Source organism: Streptomyces prunicolor (genome assembly GCF_045162825.1).
In the GTDB taxonomy this organism is placed as follows: Bacteria; Actinomycetota; Actinomycetes; order Streptomycetales; family Streptomycetaceae; genus Streptomyces; species Streptomyces prunicolor.
In genome coordinates this window covers 1,425,445-1,446,126 of record NZ_CP108676.1, presented here as the reverse complement: position 1 = coordinate 1,446,126, position 20,682 = coordinate 1,425,445, and the positions used below count along the sequence as shown (strand labels likewise).

Genomic DNA, 20,682 nt, shown 5'->3' with positions numbered 1-20,682 from the left:
GGGTGCGAAAGCGAACAGGTTCCTCGGATCAGGCGTCCGGGGTCAGGCGGGCGGCGGCGCGTTCCGGACCGAGGAACGGGGCCAGCACGGAGTAGGTCAGGCCGGGCAGCAGGCCGGGCAGCTCGGCGGTCCGGTCGGCGGCGATCCGGCGGTAGATCGCGGAGTACACCCCGCCGACCACCGTGTCGATCAACTCCTCGGTGGGGATGGGGAGTTCTGTCTTCGGCAGGTCGGTGAAGAAGTCCCGGAAGCGGGTCAGGAGCGCCTCGCGTGCCTCCCATCCGGCGGGGCCGACCGCGTCGATCTCCACGATGGCCATGACCGCGAACGCGGGCGCGTCGGCGAGTATGCCGAGCAGCGCGCCGAGCCCGGCACGCACCGCGCTCGGCCAGTCCGGGGCCTTGGCGTGGGCCTCCTCCATGGCGCCGATGACCATGGTCGTGCCGTACCGGTGGGCGGCGAGGAAGGCGTCCTCCTTGCCCTTGAAGAGGTCGTAGAAGACCGGCCTGGTGACGCCCGCGGCCTGGCAGATGTCGCTGACCCGGGTGTGTGCGTAGCCGACCTGGGCGACGGTGCGCACGAAGCCGTCGAGCAGCCGGTCGCGCTGGTTGGCGGCGACCACCTCGGGGGAGGTGCGGCGGGGCCCTCGCCGCAGCGAGCGCTCCGGGTCGCGTGCCATGCGGGTACCGGGCAGCACGAGCGCGGGCGGCACCGACGGGCCTGTCGCCATTCCACGTCCTTCCTCGCGAACTTCCGCGCATTGTATTGACTTGAATACCCGTCAGGTTTACAACTCTCACAGGTTTTCTTCTTGCGCGGACCTGCGGCGGGACGCCGTCGGAGCCGTCAGTGTCACGTACCCGCAAGGCCGCCAACAAGTGCCCTCGCGCTCCCGACGTCAGGTCGGGGACGCGCACCGGTCCGGTGGTTCCCGCAGTCGGGGAACCGCCCTGCGCGGGTCGCAGCCTTCACCCCCGAGCCGGGGGCAGCGACCCGTCCTCGCCACCCACTTCCATGTCTGAGGACCCCGCATGCGCAGATACACCGTTTCCGTCCTCGCCGCCCTGGCGGCCCTGGCCTTCCTCCCCGCCACCACTGCCGCGGCGGACAGCGCCGTGCTCACCTACGGCAGTGCCGCCGGCAACGCCGTCTCCGTCGGCGACGTACTCACCGCCTCGCTGGCAAGCGGCACCAATGCCACCCTCGCCACCAGCAGCGGCGGCACATCCGGCATCACCTGCACCGGTTCGACGCTCTCCGCCACGGTGACGGACAACCCCGCCGCCCCGGGCACCGCCACCGAGTCCGCGACCGTCCAGACATTCAGCGGCTGCACGAGCAACGTCCTCGGCGTCACCGGGGTGCGGAGCATCACCGTCAACAACCTGCCCTACAGCACCGCCGCCTCCTCCGACGGCACCGTCACCGTGACCCCGGCCTCGGGCAGCACGATCCAGACCACGGTGGTGCTCTCCACCCTGCTGGGCTCCATCACCTGCGTCTACCGGGCGCCCAGCCTCTCCGCGGTGAGTTCCAACAGCGCCACCAGCCTGGCCTTCACCAACCAGGCGTTCACCAAGTTCTCCGGCTCGGTGCTGTGCGCGGGCAACGGCTACTTCACGGCGACCTACGCCCCCGTGGTCGACAGCAGTGTCAGCGGCGCCCCCGCCATCTACGTCAACTGACAGCCCGTCCGGGAGGACTCCCGTGAAACTGCTCCGCCCCCGAGCGCTCATGGCGATCCTCGCGATCGTCGCCTCGATCGCCCTCGCCTTCATCGCCCCCGCCCAGGCCGCCGCCGGCAACCCCTACCAGCGCGGCCCGGCCCCGACCCAGGCCAGCGTCACCGCCGAGACCGGCCCGTTCACCGTCGCCTCGGTCGTCGTCCCCTCGGGCAGTGGCTCGGGCTTCAACAACGGCACCATCTATTTCCCCACCGACACCAGCCAGGGGACCTTCGGCGCCGTCGTCATCATGCCGGGCTTCGTCGCCCCGCAGGCGGAGATCGCCTGGTACGGGCCCCGGCTCGCCTCCCAGGGCTTCGTGGTGATGACCCTGGACAGCAACGCGCTGTGGGACTTCCCGACCGACCGCAGCAACCAACAGCTCGCCGCGCTCAGCTACTTGACGACCAAGAGCGCGGTGAAGAACGAGATCGACCCCACCCGGACGGCCGTGATGGGCTGGTCGATGGGCGGCGGCGGCACGCTGGAGAGCGCGGCGAGCTCCCCGTCGCTCAAGGCGGCCATCGCGCTGGCGCCCTGGGACGTCGTCAACGTCGGCGACCAGATCACCGTGCCCACCATGATCTTCGGCGCCGACGGGGACACCGTCGCCCCGGTCGACACCTTCACCCTGCCCGCCTACAACGCCCTGACGAACGACCACGACAAGGCGTTCATCGAGCTCAGGAACGCCGACCACTTCACCTTCGCCAGCCCGAACACCACGGTCGCCGAGTACAGCATCGTCTGGCTCAAACGCTTCGTCGACAACGACACCCGCTACGACCAGTTCATCTGCCCAACTCCCAACGACGCCAACACCGTTGCCTTCCAGAACACCTGCCCGATGTAGGCCTCCCCGGAGAGCGCGGCAGGTACGGGCCCTGACGGCCACCCGTGCCTGCCGCGCCCCCATGTCTCCAGCGACTACCTCTCCGACAGAGGGGTGACCGCGATCTGGTCGATCACCGGTGCGTACGGGGACCGTTGGTCGTACGGGTTGTAGGTGTCGCCGTCGAAGTCGGGCAACTCTTCGGCTGTGAAGGTGAGTTGATTGGTTCCCTTCTTCAGCGTCACCGGGACGGTCAGCTCGCGGAAGGCGTTGAAGTGGAAGGTGGTCGGGAACAGCACCCGCTTCGCCGGTCCGCCGTTGACCGAGAGGTCGGCATGGCGGGTGATCGGGTCGGGGTTGTAGTGCGTGGCCGGTGCCTGCTCGGCGTTGGAGTAGCGGATGGTCACCGCGTGCCTCCCGGCCCGCTTGGCGAAGACGTCGACGGTGAGGGCGTTCGCCTTGCCGTCTCCGATGCCGGTGACCGCCTTGCCGCCGTCGGCGAACGTGTACGTGTCGGTGACCTTGGCGGCCCCGCTCGGCGTGCCGTCCTCGGCCTGGTACACCTTCGTTGCCGATGAGTTGGCGGCAGGTGCGACCCGGAGCCGGTCCAGTACGACTCCATGGGAGGCGCCGGTCACGGTGACCTTGTTGATGCCACCGGACAGGAACGCCCGCACCACGTCGGTGCCCTTCTTCCCGTGGCCTGCCCTGGCAACACCCAGCTTCTCGCCGTTGAGGGACAACTCCGCCCGGCCACCGCCTAGTTGGTCGACCGAGAGGGTCGCTTCACTGTCGGTGGGGGAGTAGACCCAGAAGCTCGCGGACGCGCCCTTGGACAGTGGTACGGCGCCCGGTCCCGAGGCGCCCCGGTACGTGTACTGCGGTCGAGTCCCGGCGAGAGTGGCGTACTCGGCCTCGTAGATCGCGGGGCTGGTCACGTTCTTGTCGCGCAGCGCCAGGTCGATCTTGTCGATGATCGCGTCGCCCTTGGTGACGCCCAGGTCCGCGTCCTGCGCCGCCAGCGTGATCCGGTGCCGGCCGGCGGTCAGCTGCACGGTGGTGTCCGTGTGTCCCCAGACCACCCACTTGTAGCCGAGCGGCAGGAGCAGTTCCTTCGGGTCCGTGCCGTCGACGCGAAGGAAGACGTTCGTGGGGCCCTGTTCCTGCACCAGGCCGTACAGGTTGTAGGAGTTGGCGAAGACACTGAGGTCGTACGGGCCGTCCTTCGGGACGTCGACGTCGAAGCCCAGCACACCGTCGGAACCGGTACGCAGACCGCCCACGTTGTAGGTGCCGGAGGTCGCGAACCCGCCCACGTTCGAGGGTGTGCCCTCGGGCCCGTTCTTGGAGTAACCCTTGCCGGTGTAGGTGGCGTCCTCCGCCTCGTACGTCCCACGCCAACTGACCGAAGGTTGAGCCGACTTCCCGCCGTGGCCGCCGGGAGAGAGGATGACCTGGTAGGCGGACATCTCGTTCATGCCGGTCATCGGCAGGGTCACCGAGCCGTCCTCGCCGACGGCGACCTCCTGGTCCGCGAGCCGCAGCGGCTGCGCCGAGTCGCCGACCTGCCCGGTCCACGGGATCTCCTGCACGGTGGCGTGCACCCTCGTGCCGAACAGCTTGGGGTCGATGTTCTGGAAGACGACATCGGCGTCACCGCTCTTGCCGCCGAACAGCACCCGGGACTGCTTCTTCTTCGGGTCGACCGTCGCCACACCCTGGAGGGTGTACTGCTGGTTGGCGTGCGGGGCGGTCACCTGCACAGTGTGGCCGGACATCTGGCCGTAGGCGTTGAACAGCCACCACTGGCCGTTGCCCCGGTTGGCGTCGACGGCCGAATCGTTGAGGTTGCCGTCGATGTTCCAGTAGGCCAGGTCCGCGTCGATCTTGGACTCCTCGATGGCGGAGACCCACTGGACGACCTGGCCGGGCACGGAGAGGTGGTAGTTGTGGCCGTACTCGTTGACGTTGATCGGCAGGGGGCCGATCCCCGCGTCCTTCTCCCACTGCCGGTACTTGGTCACGTTCGTGCGGACCGCGGCGGGCGAGGACAGTTCGTGCCAGGTCATCACGTCCGGGACGACGTCGTTGGCCTTGGCGTACCGCAGGAAGCCCTTGACCTGGTCGTAGAGGACCGAGGTGTTCGGGCCCGCGATCCTGGCGTCCGGGTCCTCGTCCTTGATGAGGTGGTAGACCTCTTTCCAGGCCGCGAAGAAGTACTGCGGGTCGTTGAGCCAGGAGACGTTGTTGTAGCTCCACGAGCCCGAGCCGAACATGTTCCCCTCGGGCTCGTTGAAGGGGACGTAGACGACGTGGTCCTTGTAGTCGCCCATCGTCCTGACCTGGTCGACCTGCTTCTTGATCTTCGCCTTGAAGTCCGCGAGTCGCTCGGGGCCGGTCGTGCCCGGCCACTGGTACGGGAACCCGCGGTAGATGTCGGTCATGTAGATGTAGACGTCCTTGCCGCCCGAGTCGACGAGCGGCGGCAGGACCTCCAGGGCGTCCGCCCCGGGGTGCTGGGGGCCGTCCTGCGCTTTGGTGGACACGGTCTGCAGGTGCATGCCCTCGATGAGGTTGCGGCTGGGTGCCCCATCGCCGTAGATCCCGTACAGGGAGCCGGCGGCACCGCCATGGAAGGCGCCGGTGTCGGCGGCCGTGTCGATGACGAGCCGTTCCGCGTCCGCCGCGTGAGCGGTGCCGACGGAAGGGGCGGCGAGCAGGGTGGCGAGGATGGCCGCCACCGCGGCGCCGGCTCTCGACGTTCTCATTCGTCTTCGTCGCACTGTGGTCTCCGTGGTTTCCATGCGGGTGCGGACACCGGACGAGTGTTGTCGAACCGGTTCGATAGTGCTGGCCCGGGAAGCTAGCACCGCGGAAATCCGGCGGCAATACCTCTGACGCGGGAGTTCTGTCAGCTCACCCTGGGTTCCAGGGGAGTTACGAGAAGATGCGGTGAGAGGTGTTGACAGCCCCCGGGGTTGTTCCTACCTTCACTTCACGCGAACCGGTTCGATGACCGGTGGTCGCGCTCTGGCAACATCGAACCGGTTCGACCTAGGAGTGCCCGTGAACATCGGTGAGATCGCCCGGCGGGCCGGTGTCTCGCGGAGCACCGTGTCCGTCGCGCTGAGCGGTAAGCGCCCGGTGTCGGAGGAGACCCGCCGGAAGATCCAGCGCGTCATCGACGAGCTGGGCTACCGGCCCAACGCCAGCGCCCGCGCACTGGCCAACGGCCGGACCAACACGATCGGCCTGGTCTTCCCGCCGGCCGGCAACCACTACACCGGTATGCAACTCGACTTCATCGGCAGCGTGGTGGAGGCGGCCGCCGCCCAGGACTACGACGTACTGCTGTCTCCCAGCGGTGTCGACAGCGACCGCTCGTTCCAGCGGATGCTGGGGGAGCGGCGGGTCGACGGCGCGATCCTGATGGAGATCAGACTGGAGGACGACCGGGTCGATCACCTGGCCGCCCTCGACTTCCCCTCCGTCGCCATCGGCCGGACCGCGCACCCCGAGGGCACCTGGTGGGTCGGCCTGGACCACACCGCGCTGGCGGCGGCGTGCGTCCACCACCTCGCGGACCTCGGTCACCGCAGGGTCGCCTTCGTCAACCGGCCCGAGCAACTCCTGCGGGCCGGCTACGAGTCCGCCCACCGCGGGTTGGACGGCTTCACCAAGGCCGCGGCCGAGCGCGGGCTCACCGTCCGGACGTACTGCTGCGGGGACGACGCCGCGTCCGGCCAGGCGTGTCTGGAACAGATCCTGCACGACGACCCGGCCACGACGGCCTTGGTCACCCTCAACGAGGCCGCGCTCGGCGGCCTGTACCGCGGACTGGCCCAGGCCGGCCGTCATGTACCGCGCGACTTCTCCGTCGCCGGAGTCGTGGCAGCCAGGTGGGCTGAGACGGTGACCCCGCAGCTCACCGCGGCGGACGTACCGGCGGAGGAGATGGGCCGACACGCCGTCGATCTCCTCGTCGAGCGGATCGACCAGCCCGACGCGCCGCCCCGGCACCACCTGCTCGCACCGCCGATCTCGCTCCGTGCCAGCACGGGGCCCGGCACCGGTACGCCGTCCACCGAAGCGCGCTGACCACGACCCCCGACACCACTTTCTGATCACGCTTCACGGGCGTACTCCCCCCTCACCGTGGCTGTTCGGCATGCCCGCTTCCCCCTCGTCACCCGCCTCGGCACACCCGTGCCAAAAACGAAGGAACGCGCAATGCACAGCTCCCTCAGACGACTCCGCCTCACCGCCGCGACCGTGACGGTCCTCGCCGTCGCGGGCACCGCCACCGCCTGTTCCTCTGGTTCGGGCAGCACCGGCACCAAGGCCGCGGACAGCGGGACCTACACGATCTGGGACCCGTACCCGCAGTTCGACAAGACCTCCGCGTGGGCGAAGCTGCTCGACAGCTGCGGCACCAAGGCCGGGGTGAAGATCAAGCGGACCGCGTTCGACACCAGCGACCTGGCGAACAAGGCACTGCTGGCCGCCCAGCAGGACAACTCCGCGGACGTCCTCATCGTCGACAACCCGGTGGTCTCGACCCTGGCCGAGGCCGGCGTCCTCACCACCACCGAGGACAACAAGCTGGACACCTCGAAGGTCAACCCCAACCTTCTCGCCGCCGGACAGGCGGGCGGCAAGACCTACGGCATGCCGATCGGCGCCAACACTCTCGCCCTCTACTACAACAAGGCGGTGCTGAAGCAGGCCGGGGTGGACATAGCCACGGTCAAGGACTGGGCGTCGCTGACCTCCGCGCTCGCGAAGGTCAAGAGGGCCGGCAAGAAGGGCATCACGTTCTCCGCGATCGGCACGGAGGAGGGTACCTTCCAGTTCCTGCCCTGGTACTGGGGATCGGGCGCCCAACTGACCGCTCTCGACTCGGACAAGGCCGTCTCCGCGCTGACGCTGTGGAAGGACTGGCTGAAAGACGGCTACGCCCCCAACTCGGTCCTCAACAACACCCAGACCACCAGCTGGCAGGAGTTCGCGACCGGCGACTACGCGTTCAGCGAGAACGGCACCTGGCAGCTCGCCAACGCCAAGAAGGCCGGCTTCGAGTACGGGGTCGTCCCCGTCCCGGCCGCCGACGGCGGCAACGCGGCGGCCCCGACCGGCGGCGAGTTCGTCACCATCCCGGTCCAGGGCAAGACCGACCGCTATGCGACATCACAGAAGATCGTGACCTGCCTGACCAGCACCGACAACCTCCTCAACACCGACACCACACTGTCCTACGTCGCTCCCACCACCGAGGTCCAGGACAAACAGGTCGCCGCGAACGCCGAGTTGAAGCCCTGGGTCGACGCGGTCAAGGCGGCCAAGGGGCGTACCAGCGACGACCTGGGCACCAAGTACCCGAAGATCTCGGAGCAGTTGTGGAAGGCGGTCCAGTCCGCGCTGAGCGGTTCGAAGTCGCCGAAGGACGCGCTGTCCGCCGCTCAGTCGGCCGTCAAATAACCAGAGACCAGGGCCAGTTGATGAGTCACATGACCCAAGTGCCACAACGGCGGCCCGTGCGCCACCACAGCGGTGCGGCCTCCACCGCACCGCCCCGGGCACGGCGTCGCCCCACCTCCCAGCAGTGGGCCGCCTGGGGCTTCCTGACCCCGGTGACCCTCTACCTCGTCCTCTTCTACGCCTATCCGCTCTACCGCAACATCGACCTGAGCCTGCGCAACTACACGGTCCGGTCCTTCGTCCAGGGCGACGCACCCTTCACAGGCTTCGCCAACTACCGCACGGTCCTGGACGATCCGACCTTCGCCCCGGCCCTGCTCCACACCGTGGTCTTCACCACCGTGTGTCTGGTCTTCCAGTACGCCATCGGCCTGGCCCTCGCGGTCTTCTTCAACCAGCGCTTCCGGCTCTCCGCGACCCTGCGGGCCCTCTTCCTCGTACCGTGGCTGCTGCCGCTGATCGTGTCGGCGTCCACCTGGTCGTGGATGCTCAACAGCGACTCCGGTGTCGTCAACGCCGTACTGCACGCCGTCGGCATCGGACCGGTCAACTGGCTGACCGCACCGGGCTGGTCGCTCGCCTCGGTGATCATCGCGAACATCTGGATCGGCGTCCCGTTCAACCTGGTGGTCCTGCACAGCGGCCTCCAGTCCATCCCCACGAGCCTCTACGAAGCGGCCGCCCTGGACGGCGCGAACGCCTGGCAGCGGTTCTGGCGCATCACCTTCCCGCTGCTGCGCCCGGTGTCCGCGATCACCCTTCTCCTCGGTCTCGTCTACACACTCAAGGTCTTCGACATCATCTGGATCATGACCAAGGGCGGCCCGGCCGACTCCTCCACCACCTTCGCCACCTGGTCCTATCAACTCGGCTTCGGCAACCTGTTGCCGGCCTTCGGCCCGGGAGCGGCCGTAGGGAACCTGCTGGTGGTCGCCGCCCTGGTGTTCGGCCTGGTCTACGTCCGGGTCCAGCGGAAGCAGGCACTGTCATGAGCGGCACTGTCATCAACCGACGCACCAACCGCACGTGGTGGCAGACGGCCATCGGCGTCCTGTTCACCGCGGTGATGCTCTTCCCGGTCTACTGGATGCTCAACGTGTCCTTCACCCGCGACCAGGACATGCGCAAGAGCCCACCGGACCTGATCCCCCTGCACGGCACCCTGGAGGGCTACCGAGCCGTCCTGGACCAGCAGTTGCCCTACCTCGGCACCAGCCTCGTCATCGGCCTGGGCACCGTGGTCCTCACCGTGGCACTGGCAGCGCCCGCGGGCTACGCACTCGCCAAACTCCGCCCGCGCGGCGGCGGCGTCCTTAGCTTCCTCTTCCTGGTCGCCCAGATGATCCCCGGCATCATCATGGCGATGGGCTTCTACGCCATCTACCTCAGCCTCGGCCTGCTCCAGTCGGTGCCCGGCCTGATCGTCGCCGACTCCACGCTGGCGGTGCCATTCGCCGTGCTGATCTTCACCGCGTTCATGTCCGGCATCCCCGGCGAGCTCCTCCAGGCCGCGAAGACGGACGGCGCCGGGCCCGTGCGCACCTTCTGGTCGATCGTGCTGCCGATGAGCCGCAATGCCGTCGTCACGGTGTCGCTGTTCGCGTTCCTGTGGTCCTGGTCCGACTTCGTCTTCGCCAGCACCCTCGCCAACGGCGGCGCACACGAGCCGATCACCCTCGGCATCTACCACTACATCGGCAACAACAACCAACAGTGGAACGCCATCATGGCCACCGCCGTCGTGGCCTCGCTGCCCGCCACGGTGATCCTCCTCCTCGCCCAGCGCTACGTCGCCGCCGGCGTCACCGCGGGCGCCGTCAAGGACTGACGTCCCCCTGATTCCCGCTCGTCCGTGTGCCGATCACTCCTGCCCACGTGCCGATCACCCCTGCTCCAGAAACGAGTCACGCTGCATGACCGCCGCCCCGTCCGGCCCGGCCTTCTCCGTCCACGACATCCCGTTCAGCACGAGCGGGTCATGGTTCGGCATCTCACCCGTGGTGGCGGAGAAGACGTACGCCGAAGACCTGCACCTCGTCTCGCACCAGAACGGCATGCACGCCGTGCTGCGTCTGGTCCCGCTCGACACGACCACCGGCGACCGCGCCCACACCGGGCCGCACGCGACACCGAGCCTGCTCAGCTGGGCCGGTGTTGATGGCCGCATCGATCTCGCCTACGAGTCGCCGGACACCGTACGGCTGCGCGGTGACGGGCTGGGCCTCCACATCGGCGCGGCGGCGGCCACGCTGACTCCGTTCAGTGGCACCTACTTCTACCCCGAACCCGGCACCGGGGCCTATGTGTTCACCTCGTACGAGACGGGTCGGCGCTACCGCGTCACCGTGCTGGCCGGGACCGTGACGGAGACGTCCGGCACAGAGAACCTGGGCAGCGCCGAGCGAGGTGTCACGATCGGTGCCGAGGCCGGCGCGGCCTGGGAGGTCGCGGTCGAGGAGTACGAGACCGCCCGCCGCCCGTACGCGTCCGCGGCGTCCTTCGGCCAGGTCGTGGACGCCACGCACGGCGCCTTCTCCTCCTTCGTCGACACCGTCGCGCCCTGGCGTTCATCCAGGACCCCTGCTGCGGAACTCGCCGCCTACGTGCTGTGGTCCGCGACCGTCCGGCCGCGCGGCTTCGTCACCCGGCCCGCGGTGCTGATGTCGAAGCACTGGATGGACAAGGTGTGGAGCTGGGACCACTGCTTCAACGCCCTTGCCCTGGCGCCCGGTTCACCCGGGCTTGCCCTGGACCAGTTCTCGCTGCCCTTCGACCACCAGGACGAGACCGGCGCGCTCCCCGACTCGGTGACCCACTCGGAGATCCTCTACAACTTCGTCAAGCCCCCCATCCACGGCTGGGCGCTGCGCCACCTGCGCAGACGGTTGCAAGAGCCGCTCGGCGAGGCCGAGTTGACCGAGATCTACGACCGGCTGGCCCGCTGGACGGACTTCTGGCTCACCATGCGGCGCGCACCCGGCGCCGCCCTCCCGCACTACCAGCACGGCAACGACAGCGGCTGGGACAACGCCACCACCTTCGACCCCGAGCGGGTGATCGTCAGCGCCGACCTGGCCGCCTTCCTCATCCTCCAACTGCGCGAACTCGCCTTACTGGCAGGGGAATTGGGGCTGCCGGACGAAACCCTCAGGTGGACCCGGACGGCCGACGCGACGCAGGCGGCGCTGTTCGACGAGCTGTGGACCGGCGACCGGTTCGTCGCCCGCTCGGCACACAGCGGGGCCACCTGGACCAGCTCCAGCCTGCTCGACCTGATGCCCGTCGTGCTCGGCGAGCACCTGCCCGAGCACATCGGTGACGCGCTGGCCGACCGCATCGAGGCCCACCTCACTGCGCACGGCCTCGCCACCGAACTGGCCACCTCACCGCACTACTTGGGCGACGGCTACTGGCGCGGACCGATCTGGGCCCCGTCCACCGTCCTGATCGAGGACGGTCTGCGCCGCGCCGGCCACGACCGTCTCGCGGACGAGATCAGCTCCCGTTTCCGGGCGCTGTGCGAGACCTCGGGTTTCGCGGAGAACTTCGACGCCCTCACCGGCGTGGGCCTGCGCGACCGCGCCTACACCTGGACCGCCAGCAGTTACCTCCTCCTCGCCGAGGCCCACGAGCTGAGGCGCGCCGAGGCCGCGGAGGCCGTCGGCTGACAGACCCCCTGGGCGAGCCGCGCCCAGGAAGCACCCCTTTCGGGAGACCCGCACATGCGCATACCTCGATTCCGTTCCCCAGCGGGACGCACCGGCAGACCAGCCGCTCCGAGAGGCCGCAGGACCGCCGTTGCCGCGGCGATCCTCGCCTCCTTCGCGGCCCTCACGCTCCCCGCGACCACGGCCCATGCCGCCGACACCTCCGTCACCGTCGACTTCTCCACCGCCGGCGGCGCCCCCACCTACCACGCCTCCGGGATGATCTACGGGATGACCCCGGACGGGTCACTGCCGCAGGACCACTTCTTCACCGACATCAAGTGGCACTTCATGCGGGCCGGGGGCGCCCAGCTCAACACCGGCGGCTACGCCACCAGCCTCGCCGACTACCAGACCCGCTGGGCCTCAACTCTCGCCCAGTACAAGCGGACCGCCGCCCTCGGCGGCACCTTCGTCCTCCTCCCGCACGACCTGTGGGGCGCCGACGGCACCACCAGCCAGGGCTGGCCCGGCGACAACGGCGACTGGACACAGTTCGACGCCTTCGTCGCCCAGCTCATCAGTGACGTCAAGGCCAACAACATGACGGTCCAGTGGGACCTGTGGAACGAGCCCGACGGCAGCGGCTTCTGGGGCGCCTCGCAGACGCAGTACCTGCAGATGTGGTCGCGCTTCTACGCCAAGGTGCGCGCCGCCTTCCCGGCCCAGCTCATCGTCGGGCCGAGCATCGCGGGCCAGCCCAACTCCTCCAACGGCTGGTGGACGACGTATCTGACCTACGTCAAGGCGAACAACGTCGCCCCCGACATCTACAGCTGGCACGACGAACCCGGTGACCCCGCCACCGATGTCGGCCGCGCCAACTCCACCCTCGCGGCAGCCGGGTTGACCAACACCCGCGCCTACCAGATCAACGAGTACGCCACCCTGTCCATGCAGTCCCCGGGCGGCGGCGCCTGGTTCATCGGCCGCCTGGAGCGGGCCGGTGCCGACGGCCTGCGCGGCAACTGGGCCTCTGGTACCGCCCTGCACGACAACGAGGCCAACCTGCTCACCAAGAACAGCGCGGGCCAGTACCTGCCGCTCGGCGAGTGGTTCATGTACCGCTACTACGGTTCCCAGACCGGCAACATCGTCAAGCTCACCGCCGGTACGGGTACTGACGGCCTGGCCACCAAGGACAACTCGGCCGGCAACGCCAAGGTGTTGCTCGGCAGCAGCGGCAACACCGGGACTGTCACGGTCAATCTGACCGGGCTCAACACCACGTCCGTCGTGACGAACAGTCAGGTCCGCGCCGTCGTCCAGCGCATCCCGTACAACAGCGGGGCCGCCGTGACCGGCCCTGAGACCATCGCCGACACCACCCTCACGGTCAGCGGCAACGCTGCCTCGGTGAGCCTGCCGTGGACGAACGCCAAGGACGGCTACACCGTCACCCTGCTGCCCCCGTCCAACACCACTGTCTCCACGGTCGCCGTCAGCCAGAACAGCGGCCAGTGCCTGGACGACACCGGAGTCAGCACCGCCAATGGCACGCAGTACCAGCAGTACTACTGCGAGGGCGGCTACCAGCAGATGCTCGACCTCAAGCCGGTGAGCGGCACGACCAACACCTATACGGTCGTCAACCAGCTGAGCGGCAAGTGCCTGGACGTCTCGGGCGCCTCCACCACTGACGGCGCCGCCGTCATCCAGTACACCTGCAACGGCGCCACCAACCAGCAGTTCACCCTCAACCCCGTCACCGCGCTCGGCAACAGCCACGACTACCAACTCGTCGCAGTCCACAGCGGCAAGTGCGTCGACGTCACCGGCGTCTCGACCACCGCCGGCGCGCTGATCCACCAGTGGACCTGCGACGCGGCGAGCGTATTGAGCACCAAGAAGAACCAGATCTGGAGGTTGCTCGGCAAGAACTGACCGCCGCCACGAATGACGATGCGGAGAGGCGATTCACCTGCCTCTCCGCATCGTTCGAGCGGAACGGATCCTGATCCGCCACACCGCGCGACGGCACCTCCTTCGAGTCGAACCCGCCCCCGGTTCGGCGACTATAAACTGAACGTATACATCATGTGTATAGTGATAGGCCATGACGACCACAACCGCGTCCCGTCGCGACGCCCCCGTCACCGTGGCCAGCGGCTGCTGGACGCAGGTTGCGGCAACGGGTATTTCAGCCGCATCCTCGCCGGGCGCGGAGCGCAGGTGGTAGGAGTCGAACCGACGGACGTGATGTGCTCCTTCGCCCGCGAGAGGGAAGCCGAGCTGAAGCAGGGAGTCACCTACGTCCAGGCAGATCTGACACGGCTGCCCGACCTGGGTGCCCCCTTCGACGCGGTGGTGTGCAGCATGGTCCTGATGGCGATCCCCGACTGGAAGCCGGCGATGCGCGCCTGCGTGGAAACGGTGCGCCCGGGCGGCCTGTTCGTCTTCGCTCTGGTTCACCCCGCCTTCGAGCAACTGCTGAGCACCTGGCAGGAACACAACGCATATCAAGTACAGCGGTACCTGGAGGAGTACGAGATCGTCGGGCCCGCCGCATCTGATTTCCACCGACCACTCTCGGTATACCTCAACGAACTCGCCTCCCTCGGCTGCCGCCTGCGTGAGGTCGCCGAACCAGGGCTCGACCCTGCCGTAGCAGCAGCGGCACAGTCCGCTACTCCGGCGATCGACAGTTACGTCCGCCTGCCTAACTTTCTGTTCGTCTCGGCCGAGGTGCCCGCCTGAGGGGTTACGGGACAGCCCTTAAGGGGTGTTGCACAAGGCCGTGTTCGGGCAGGCCAGAGTGGGTGAGCACAGTCTTCTGGTCATGATGCGTGGGCGAGGTTGTGCATGTGGGCGACGGCTTGGACCGCGTGATGGAGGCCGTCGCCGTGCTGTCGGCAGTCGCGGAGGATCTTGTAGTTCTTCAGGCGGCCGATGACGTGTTCCACGCGGGCGCGGACCTTGCGGTGGGCGGCGTTGTCGTCCTCCTCGCCCGGGAGCAGAGCCCGTCCGGGGCGTTTGCGGTGCGGTACCGCCATGGCGCAGTTGAGGTAGGCGCCGTCGCCGAGCACCGTCACGCCCTCACAGTGTCGGCTCAGCCCGGACGCACGCCAGGCGTGGGCGTCCGCCGTCGTGCCCGGCACCGGTCGTGCTGCCGCGATCACCAGCCGCGTGTCCGCGTCCACGACGACCTGCACGTTCGCCGAGAACCGGTAGTTGCGGCTGGATGCGGCCACCGACCGGTCGCGGAGCGGGATCAGCGTGCCGTCCACGATCCACATGCGTTCCGGGGCATCGGCCGGGCGGGAGACGGGCTCGATCGCGAGCAGCGGTCCCAGTCGTTGGATGACCCGGCACACGGTGGAGGAGGAGACACCGAACAGCGGGCCCAGCTGCCGCATCGTCAGATTGGTGCGGTAGTACACCGCGACCACCAGCACCCGCTCGGCCAGCGGCAGCGACCATGGCCGGCCCCGCAGGGTGCCGTTACCGCCCCGCTCCCGCACCACTTTCAACAGACGCGCGAACTGCGTCACTTGCAGCCCGGTGAATGTCTCCACCCACACCCGTTCGGCCCTCAACACCCCTGCCATACACCGGAGATGCCCAGTTCACGGCCTTGTGCAACACCCTTTAAAGGTTGTCCCGTAAGTGATCTTCGAGTTGGTGCGGACGGGACCGGCTGTTCGCTGTCTATCCGCCGAGGACGAGGTTGCGCAAACGGGCGATGCCGAGCATGGCGAGGTGGACGCCGTCGCCCTTGAGGCGACAGTCACGCAAGATCTTCCAGCCCTTCATTCGGGCGAAGGTGTGCTCGACGCGGGCGCGAACTCGTTTGTGTGAGCGGTTGTGTTCCTCCTTCCAGGTCGGCAGGTCGCTTCCCTTTTCGCGTCGGTGTGGGATGACCAGGCCGGTCACCTGGTAGCCGCCGTCGGCGATCGTCATGGTGGTACCGACGGCAGCCTTGGCTCCGGACTCTTCCCAACCACGGGAGTCGTGTCGATTACCGGGCAAGGGTCGGCCGACCACGACGACCAAGCGGGTGTCGGCGTCGATAACGACCTGGTGGGCTGTGGAGTAGCGATAGTTCTTGGACTGCTCGGCGACCGTGCGGTCGCGGGTCGGCACCAAGGTCCCGTCCACGATGAGCACAGTGTCCTTACGGAACCGTCTTCGCTGCCGGAGCGCCAACAGTGGACCGAGGTGGTCGATGATCCGGTCTGCGGCCGACTTCGAAATTCCGAACAACGGAGCCAGCTGTCGCATCGTCAAGTTCGTGCGCCAGTACGCCGTCACCAGCAGAACACGGTCCTCCAGCGGCAGACTCCAGGGACGCCCGCGCTGTTGATCCGCAGCCTGCTCGCGTCGAACCTCGGCTACCAGCTTGGCGAAGCAGCGCGGGGTCAGACCCGTGAAGGGCTCTATCCATGACGGCACCGACGCCGTGATCACATCAGCCACGCAGTGATGGTTGCATCTCCCAACGGCCGTCAAGAGGGTAGCCATAGAGTTAGGTGCCATGCGAAGCCTGGACCATCTGCCGAAGGCCCATCTCCATCTGCATCTCGAAGGTGCGATGCGTCCCGCCACGCTCGCGGAGCTGGCAGGCGAGCGTGGCGTACGACCGCCAGATTCAAACGGCTTCACCTCGTTTGAGGACTTCGGCGCTTTGTACGGCGCCGCTGCCCGGGTGGTGCGCGAGGGCCCGCGCAGGAACCTTCTGCGGCTGGTACGCGAGGTGGTCGAGGACGCCGCCGCGGACGGAGCGGTATGGATCGAGCCGCACTTGAACCCCCTGACCTATGAGGGCGATCCGGACGCCGCGCTCGACGTCCTGGACGAGGTGATCGACGAGGGCCGCCGCGCGGGCGCGCCGCTGGGCATCGGCTTCGGCATCCTGGTGTTCGCCCGACGCAACGCGGACCCGTCGGAAGCGGTCGAGGCCGCCCGCCTGGCGGTTAGACGATCAGACAATGGGGTGGTCGGCTTCGGCCTGGCCGGAGATGAGGCCCGCCACGCCCCTGAGCCGTTCGCTGAGGCGTTCGCCATTGCCCGCGATGCCGGGCTGATTCCCGCCCCGCATGCAGGGGAATTTGCCGGCCCGGCCGGCGTGCGCGCCGCACTCGACGTACTCGGCGCCCGACGGATCGCTCACGGCGTACGGGCAGTCGAAGACCCGGCTCTTCTTGCCCGCCTGGCCGCGGAAGGCATAGTCCTCGACGTCTGCCCCACCTCCAACGTCGCCCTCGGGGTCGTCGCATCCCTGTCTGCGCACCCCCTGGCGCGGCTCCTGCAAGCAGGCGTCCGGTGCACCCTCAACGCCGACGACCCTCTCCTGTTCGGTCCGGGTCTGCTGCAGGAGTACGAAACAGCCCGCACGGCGCTCGCCCTCACCGACCCCCAACTCGCCGCCGTGGCCCGTACCTCGCTCGAAGCCTCCGGCGCCCCGCGCGCCACCGTGGAAGACGCAGTCACCCGCATCGGCGCATGGCTGGACATCCCGGGCCAGGCAACTACGCCTCCCAACCCAACAAGCATGTCGGCCGCCGCACCATAGGACGCCGTCTGGGACAACCAGCCAGAGATTACGGGACAACCTTTAAAGGGTGTTGCACAAGGCCGTGAACTGGGCATCTCCGGTGTATGGCAGGGGTGTTGAGGGCCGAACGGGTGTGGGTGGAGACATTCACCGGGCTGCAAGTGACGCAGTTCGCGCGTCTGTTGAAAGTGGTGCGGGAGCGGGGCGGTAACGGCACCCTGCGGGGCCGGCCATGGTCGCTGCCGCTGGCCGAGCGGGTGCTGGTGGTCGCGGTGTACTACCGCACCAATCTGACGATGCGGCAGCTGGGCCCGCTGTTCGGTGTCTCCTCCTCCACCGTGTGCCGGGTCATCCAACGACTGGGACCGCTGCTCGCGATCGAGCCCGTCTCCCGCCCGGCCGATGCCCCGGAACGCATGTGGATCGTGGACGGCACGCTGATCCCGCTCCGCGACCGGTCGGTGGCCGCATCCAGCCGCAACTACCGGTTCTCGGCGAACGTGCAGGTCGTCGTGGACGCGGACACGCGGCTGGTGATCGCGGCAGCACGACCGGTGCCGGGCACGACGGCGGACGCCCACGCCTGGCGTGCGTCCGGGCTGAGCCGACACTGTGAGGGCGTGACGGTGCTCGGCGACGGCGCCTACCTCAACTGCGCCATGGCGGTACCGCACCGCAAACGCCCCGGACGGGCTCTGCTCCCGGGCGAGGAGGACGACAACGCCGCCCACCGCAAGGTCCGCGCCCGCGTGGAACACGTCATCGGCCGCCTGAAGAACTACAAGATCCTCCGCGACTGCCGACAGCACGGCGACGGCCTCCATCACGCGGTCCAAGCCGTCGCCCACATGCACAACCTCGCCCACGCATCATGACCAGAAGACTGTGCTCACCCACTCTGGCCTGCCCGAACACGGCCTTGTGCAACACCCTTTAGACGCCGTTGCTCGCCAGCGTGGGCGGGGCCCTCATCTTGAAGCGTTCTTCGGCTGCATGTACTTCGCGGCTATGCGGCCAGCCGAGGTAATCCATCTTCGGATCGATCAATGCTACCTGCCGAAGACTGGATGGGGGATGCTCAACCTCTCGGGCGGGGTTGTCACGTCTGGCAAGGAGTGGACCGACGACGGTGAGGTGCACGAGGTGCACTCGCTTAAGCGTCGCGCGGCAAGCGCGACGCGGCCCGTTCCTATCCCGCCGCAATTCGTACGCATGCTGCGTTCCCATGTGAAACGGTTCGACGTGGCACCCGACGGCCGACTCTTCCGGAACCAGGCTGGCAACTACGTGGACGCTGCCGCATACGGTATAACGTGGGCGCGGGCTCGGGAGCACGCTCTGACTCGTACCGAGCGCACTTCTCGCCTGGCCAAGCGACCTTACGATCTCCGGCACGCCGGTATTTCGTTCTGGCTCTACTCCGGAGTGGACCCGGCCGAATGCGCCCGCCGCGCCGGCCAGAGCATCGAGGTTCTTTTCCGCCACTACGCCAAGTTCCTCGACGGCCTTCGAGAGCAGGCGAACCGGCTCATCGAGCAGTCCATGAACGAGTGGCAGCGCGTCAGCCAAGGTGACGCACCCGAGGGCTGAACCGAGGGTTTGGTCCGTGACTGGTCCGGAGGCACTGGTCAGGAGGGGTGCAGCAGTGGGAGAAATTGGGAGTTAGCACGCAAGCCGGCCTTGGTCGAGAACGTGTTGAGCGGAAAGGCGCCTGACGGGTGAAGACCCACGTCAGGCGCCTTTTCTCGTGCGCCTAGAAGAAGCCCAGCTTCTTCGGCGAGTACGACACCAGCAGATTCTTGGTCTGCTGGTAGTGGTCCAGCATCATCTTGTGGTTCTCGCGACCGATGCCGGACTGCTTGTAGCCGCCGAACGCCGCGTGCGCGGGGTACGCGTGGTAGCAGTTCGTCCACACCCGGCCCGCCTGGATCGCCCGGCCCGCGCGGTATGCCGTGTTGATGTCCCGGGTCCACACGCCCGCCCCGAGGCCGTACAGCGTGTCGTTGGCGAGCTTGATCGCGTCGTCGAAGTCGTCGAACGACGTCACCGAGACCACCGGCCCGAAGATCTCCTCCTGGAAGATCCGCATCCGGTTGTCGCCCTCGAAGATCGTCGGCTGGACGTAGTAGCCGCCCTTCAACTCGCCGTCGTAGTCGAGTCGTTCGCCGCCCGTGAGGATCTTCGCGCCCTCCTGCCGGCCGATGTCCAGATAGGAGAGGATCTTCTCCAACTGGTCGTTGGAGGCCTGGGCGCCGATCATCGTGTCCGTGTCGAGCGGGTGGCCCGGCTTGATCAACTCGGTGCGGGCGACGGCCGCTTGGAGGAAGTCGGCGTAGTGGCCGCGCTGGATGAGCGCCCGGGACGGGCAGGTGCACACCTCGCCCTGGTTGAGCGCGAACATCGTGAAGCCTTCGAGCGCCTTGTCGAGGAAGTCGTCGCGCGCCGACGACACGTCGTCGAAGAAGATGTTCGGCGACTTGCCGCCGAGTTCCAGCGTGACCGGCTTGATGTTCTCGGAGGCGTACTGCATGATCAGCCGCCCTGTCGTGGTCTCGCCGGTGAACGCGACCTTCGCCACGCGCGGGCTGGACGCGAGCGGCTTGCCCGCCTCGACTCCGAAGCCGTTGACGATGTTCACCACGCCCGGCGGCAACAGGTCCGCGATCAGGCTCATCCAGTAGTGGATGGACGCCGGGGTCTGCTCGGCCGGCTTGAGGACGACCGCGTTGCCCGCCGCGAGCGCCGGCGCCAGCTTCCAAGTCGCCATCAGGATGGGGAAGTTCCACGGGATGATCTGCGCCACGACACCGAGCGGCTCGTGGAAGTGGTACGCCACCGTGTCGTCGTCGACCTCGCCCAGTGAACCTTCCTGCGCGCGGATCGCCCCCGCGAAGTAACGGAAGTGGTCGATGGCGAGCGGGATGTCGGCGGCGAGTGTCTCGCGGACCGGCTTGCCGTTCTCCCAGCTCTCCGCGACCGCGAGCGGCTCCAGGTTCGCCTCCATCCGGTCGGCGATCTTGAGCAGGATGTCGGAACGCTCGGTCACCGACGTCCGTCCCCAGCCCGGCGCCGCCGCGTGCGCCGCGTCCAGCGCCCGCTCCACGTCCTCCGCGGTGCCGCGTGCGATCTCCGTGAACGGCTGCCCGTTCACCGGGGACGGGTTCTCGAAGTACTGCCCGCGAGCCGGCGGCATGTACTCGCCGCCGATGAAGTGGTCGTAGCGCGCCTGGTAGGAGACGATCGCGCCCTCGGTGCCGGGTGCCGCGTAACGGGTCATCCTGGTCTGCCTCCCGGAACAGCGCTGCCCGCCATTGGGCAGCTCTCGGCGCGAGGCTAGGGGGCGGGACGTTGCATGTACGTTGCGCGGGAGTTGGGGTGCCGGGGTGCGCGGGTGCTGGGGTGCCGGGGGCGGGAGCCCGGTGTCGGAGGGCAGAAGCCGGAGCGCGG

17 protein-coding genes are annotated in these 20,682 nt (G+C 68.1%); 12 read left to right on the top strand and 5 right to left on the bottom strand.

Going from position 1 to position 20,682, the window contains the following annotated elements:
* Positions 1-28 precede the first annotated feature (28 nt).
* A complete protein-coding gene (locus tag OG588_RS06495) occupies positions 29-730 on the bottom strand; it encodes a TetR/AcrR family transcriptional regulator (protein ID WP_405946446.1) in 702 nt (233 codons plus the stop codon).
* A 301-nt stretch (positions 731-1,031) separates the two neighbouring features.
* Here OG588_RS06495 and OG588_RS06490 point away from each other — a divergent pair, with 301 nt between their 5' ends.
* Complete coding sequence (locus tag OG588_RS06490; protein ID WP_405946445.1) at positions 1,032-1,685, top strand: Tat pathway signal sequence domain protein; 654 nt, start codon at positions 1,032-1,034, stop codon at positions 1,683-1,685.
* 49 nt (positions 1,686-1,734) lie between these two features.
* Positions 1,735-2,577 carry a dienelactone hydrolase family protein gene (locus OG588_RS06485; protein WP_405953062.1) on the top strand — a complete coding sequence of 281 codons (843 nt, stop codon included), beginning with the start codon at positions 1,735-1,737 and terminating at the stop codon, positions 2,575-2,577.
* Between the two features lie 74 nt (positions 2,578-2,651).
* Here the strand turns inward: OG588_RS06485 and OG588_RS06480 are convergent, their stop codons facing one another.
* Positions 2,652-5,324 carry a cellulosome protein gene (locus tag OG588_RS06480; RefSeq protein WP_405946444.1) on the bottom strand — a complete coding sequence of 891 codons (2,673 nt, stop codon included), beginning with the start codon at positions 5,322-5,324 and terminating at the stop codon, positions 2,652-2,654.
* 298 nt (positions 5,325-5,622) lie between these two features.
* Here OG588_RS06480 and OG588_RS06475 point away from each other — a divergent pair, with 298 nt between their 5' ends.
* From OG588_RS06475 to OG588_RS06445, 7 genes are all read left to right on the top strand, one after another.
* Entirely contained in the window at positions 5,623-6,654 is a 1,032-nt protein-coding gene (locus OG588_RS06475; RefSeq protein WP_405946443.1) for a LacI family DNA-binding transcriptional regulator, read from the top strand.
* Between the two features lie 132 nt (positions 6,655-6,786).
* On the top strand, positions 6,787-8,034 hold the full coding sequence (locus OG588_RS06470; RefSeq protein ID WP_405946442.1) for an extracellular solute-binding protein: 1,248 nt from the start codon (positions 6,787-6,789) through the stop codon (positions 8,032-8,034).
* Between the two features lie 20 nt (positions 8,035-8,054).
* A complete protein-coding gene (locus OG588_RS06465; RefSeq protein ID WP_405946441.1) occupies positions 8,055-9,026 on the top strand; it encodes a carbohydrate ABC transporter permease in 972 nt (323 codons plus the stop codon).
* The gene (locus OG588_RS06460; protein ID WP_405946440.1) at positions 9,023-9,862 is read left to right on the top strand and encodes a carbohydrate ABC transporter permease; all 840 of its coding nucleotides are present in this window, start codon (positions 9,023-9,025) and stop codon (positions 9,860-9,862) included. Before OG588_RS06465 ends, OG588_RS06460 begins: the two co-directional genes overlap by 4 nt.
* An 85-nt stretch (positions 9,863-9,947) precedes the next feature.
* Positions 9,948-11,702: an amylo-alpha-1,6-glucosidase gene (locus tag OG588_RS06455; RefSeq protein ID WP_405946439.1), complete on the top strand. Its 1,755-nt coding sequence runs from the start codon at positions 9,948-9,950 to the stop codon at positions 11,700-11,702.
* Between the two features lie 54 nt (positions 11,703-11,756).
* Positions 11,757-13,625: an RICIN domain-containing protein gene (locus tag OG588_RS06450; protein ID WP_405946438.1), complete on the top strand. Its 1,869-nt coding sequence runs from the start codon at positions 11,757-11,759 to the stop codon at positions 13,623-13,625.
* A 153-nt stretch (positions 13,626-13,778) separates the two neighbouring features.
* Complete coding sequence (locus OG588_RS06445) at positions 13,779-14,438, top strand: class I SAM-dependent methyltransferase (protein ID WP_405946437.1); 660 nt, start codon at positions 13,779-13,781, stop codon at positions 14,436-14,438.
* A gap of 80 nt (positions 14,439-14,518) precedes the next feature.
* On the opposite strand, the gene OG588_RS06440 is transcribed toward OG588_RS06445, so the two are convergent.
* Together OG588_RS06440 and OG588_RS06435 are read right to left on the bottom strand one after the other, a co-directional pair.
* The gene (locus OG588_RS06440) at positions 14,519-15,289 is read right to left on the bottom strand and encodes a transposase family protein (protein WP_405946434.1); all 771 of its coding nucleotides are present in this window, start codon (positions 15,287-15,289) and stop codon (positions 14,519-14,521) included.
* A 100-nt stretch (positions 15,290-15,389) separates the two neighbouring features.
* Positions 15,390-16,157, bottom strand: coding sequence for a transposase (locus OG588_RS06435; RefSeq protein WP_405946436.1), 768 nt, complete (start codon positions 16,155-16,157; stop codon positions 15,390-15,392).
* Positions 16,158-16,215: 58 nt separating this feature from the next.
* On the opposite strand from OG588_RS06435, the gene add reads away from it, so the two are divergent.
* From add to OG588_RS06420, 3 genes are all read left to right on the top strand, one after another.
* Complete coding sequence (add, locus tag OG588_RS06430) at positions 16,216-17,253, top strand: adenosine deaminase (RefSeq protein WP_405946435.1); 1,038 nt, start codon at positions 16,216-16,218, stop codon at positions 17,251-17,253.
* Between the two features lie 86 nt (positions 17,254-17,339).
* Positions 17,340-18,110 carry a transposase family protein gene (locus OG588_RS06425; RefSeq protein WP_405946434.1) on the top strand — a complete coding sequence of 257 codons (771 nt, stop codon included), beginning with the start codon at positions 17,340-17,342 and terminating at the stop codon, positions 18,108-18,110.
* 199 nt (positions 18,111-18,309) lie between these two features.
* Positions 18,310-18,825, top strand: coding sequence for a hypothetical protein (locus OG588_RS06420; protein WP_405946433.1), 516 nt, complete (start codon positions 18,310-18,312; stop codon positions 18,823-18,825).
* Between the two features lie 163 nt (positions 18,826-18,988).
* Here the strand turns inward: OG588_RS06420 and OG588_RS06415 are convergent, their stop codons facing one another.
* Positions 18,989-20,512, bottom strand: coding sequence for an aldehyde dehydrogenase family protein (locus OG588_RS06415; protein WP_405946432.1), 1,524 nt, complete (start codon positions 20,510-20,512; stop codon positions 18,989-18,991).
* Between the last annotated feature and the right edge of the window lie 170 nt (positions 20,513-20,682).

Bases quoted from the DNA above. Each gene is read 5' to 3' on its own strand.
- OG588_RS06470 (WP_405946442.1), top strand. From the start codon at position 6,787: ATGCACAGCTCCCTCAGACGACTCCGCCTCACCGCCGCGACCGTGACG.
- OG588_RS06455 (WP_405946439.1), top strand. From the start codon at position 9,948: ATGACCGCCGCCCCGTCCGGCCCGGCCTTCTCCGTCCACGACATCCCG.
- OG588_RS06490 (WP_405946445.1), top strand. From the start codon at position 1,032: ATGCGCAGATACACCGTTTCCGTCCTCGCCGCCCTGGCGGCCCTGGCC.
- OG588_RS06425 (WP_405946434.1), top strand. From the start codon at position 17,340: ATGGCAGGGGTGTTGAGGGCCGAACGGGTGTGGGTGGAGACATTCACC.
- add (WP_405946435.1), top strand. From the start codon at position 16,216: ATGCGAAGCCTGGACCATCTGCCGAAGGCCCATCTCCATCTGCATCTC.
- OG588_RS06420 (WP_405946433.1), top strand. From the start codon at position 18,310: ATGCTCAACCTCTCGGGCGGGGTTGTCACGTCTGGCAAGGAGTGGACC.
- OG588_RS06445 (WP_405946437.1), top strand. From the start codon at position 13,779: ATGTGTATAGTGATAGGCCATGACGACCACAACCGCGTCCCGTCGCGA.
- OG588_RS06495 (WP_405946446.1), bottom strand. From the start codon at position 730: ATGGCGACAGGCCCGTCGGTGCCGCCCGCGCTCGTGCTGCCCGGTACC.
- OG588_RS06485 (WP_405953062.1), top strand. From the start codon at position 1,735: ATGGCGATCCTCGCGATCGTCGCCTCGATCGCCCTCGCCTTCATCGCC.
- OG588_RS06415 (WP_405946432.1), bottom strand. From the start codon at position 20,512: ATGACCCGTTACGCGGCACCCGGCACCGAGGGCGCGATCGTCTCCTAC.
- OG588_RS06460 (WP_405946440.1), top strand. From the start codon at position 9,023: ATGAGCGGCACTGTCATCAACCGACGCACCAACCGCACGTGGTGGCAG.
- OG588_RS06465 (WP_405946441.1), top strand. From the start codon at position 8,055: ATGAGTCACATGACCCAAGTGCCACAACGGCGGCCCGTGCGCCACCAC.
- OG588_RS06450 (WP_405946438.1), top strand. From the start codon at position 11,757: ATGCGCATACCTCGATTCCGTTCCCCAGCGGGACGCACCGGCAGACCA.
- OG588_RS06440 (WP_405946434.1), bottom strand. From the start codon at position 15,289: ATGGCAGGGGTGTTGAGGGCCGAACGGGTGTGGGTGGAGACATTCACC.
- OG588_RS06480 (WP_405946444.1), bottom strand. From the start codon at position 5,324: ATGAGAACGTCGAGAGCCGGCGCCGCGGTGGCGGCCATCCTCGCCACC.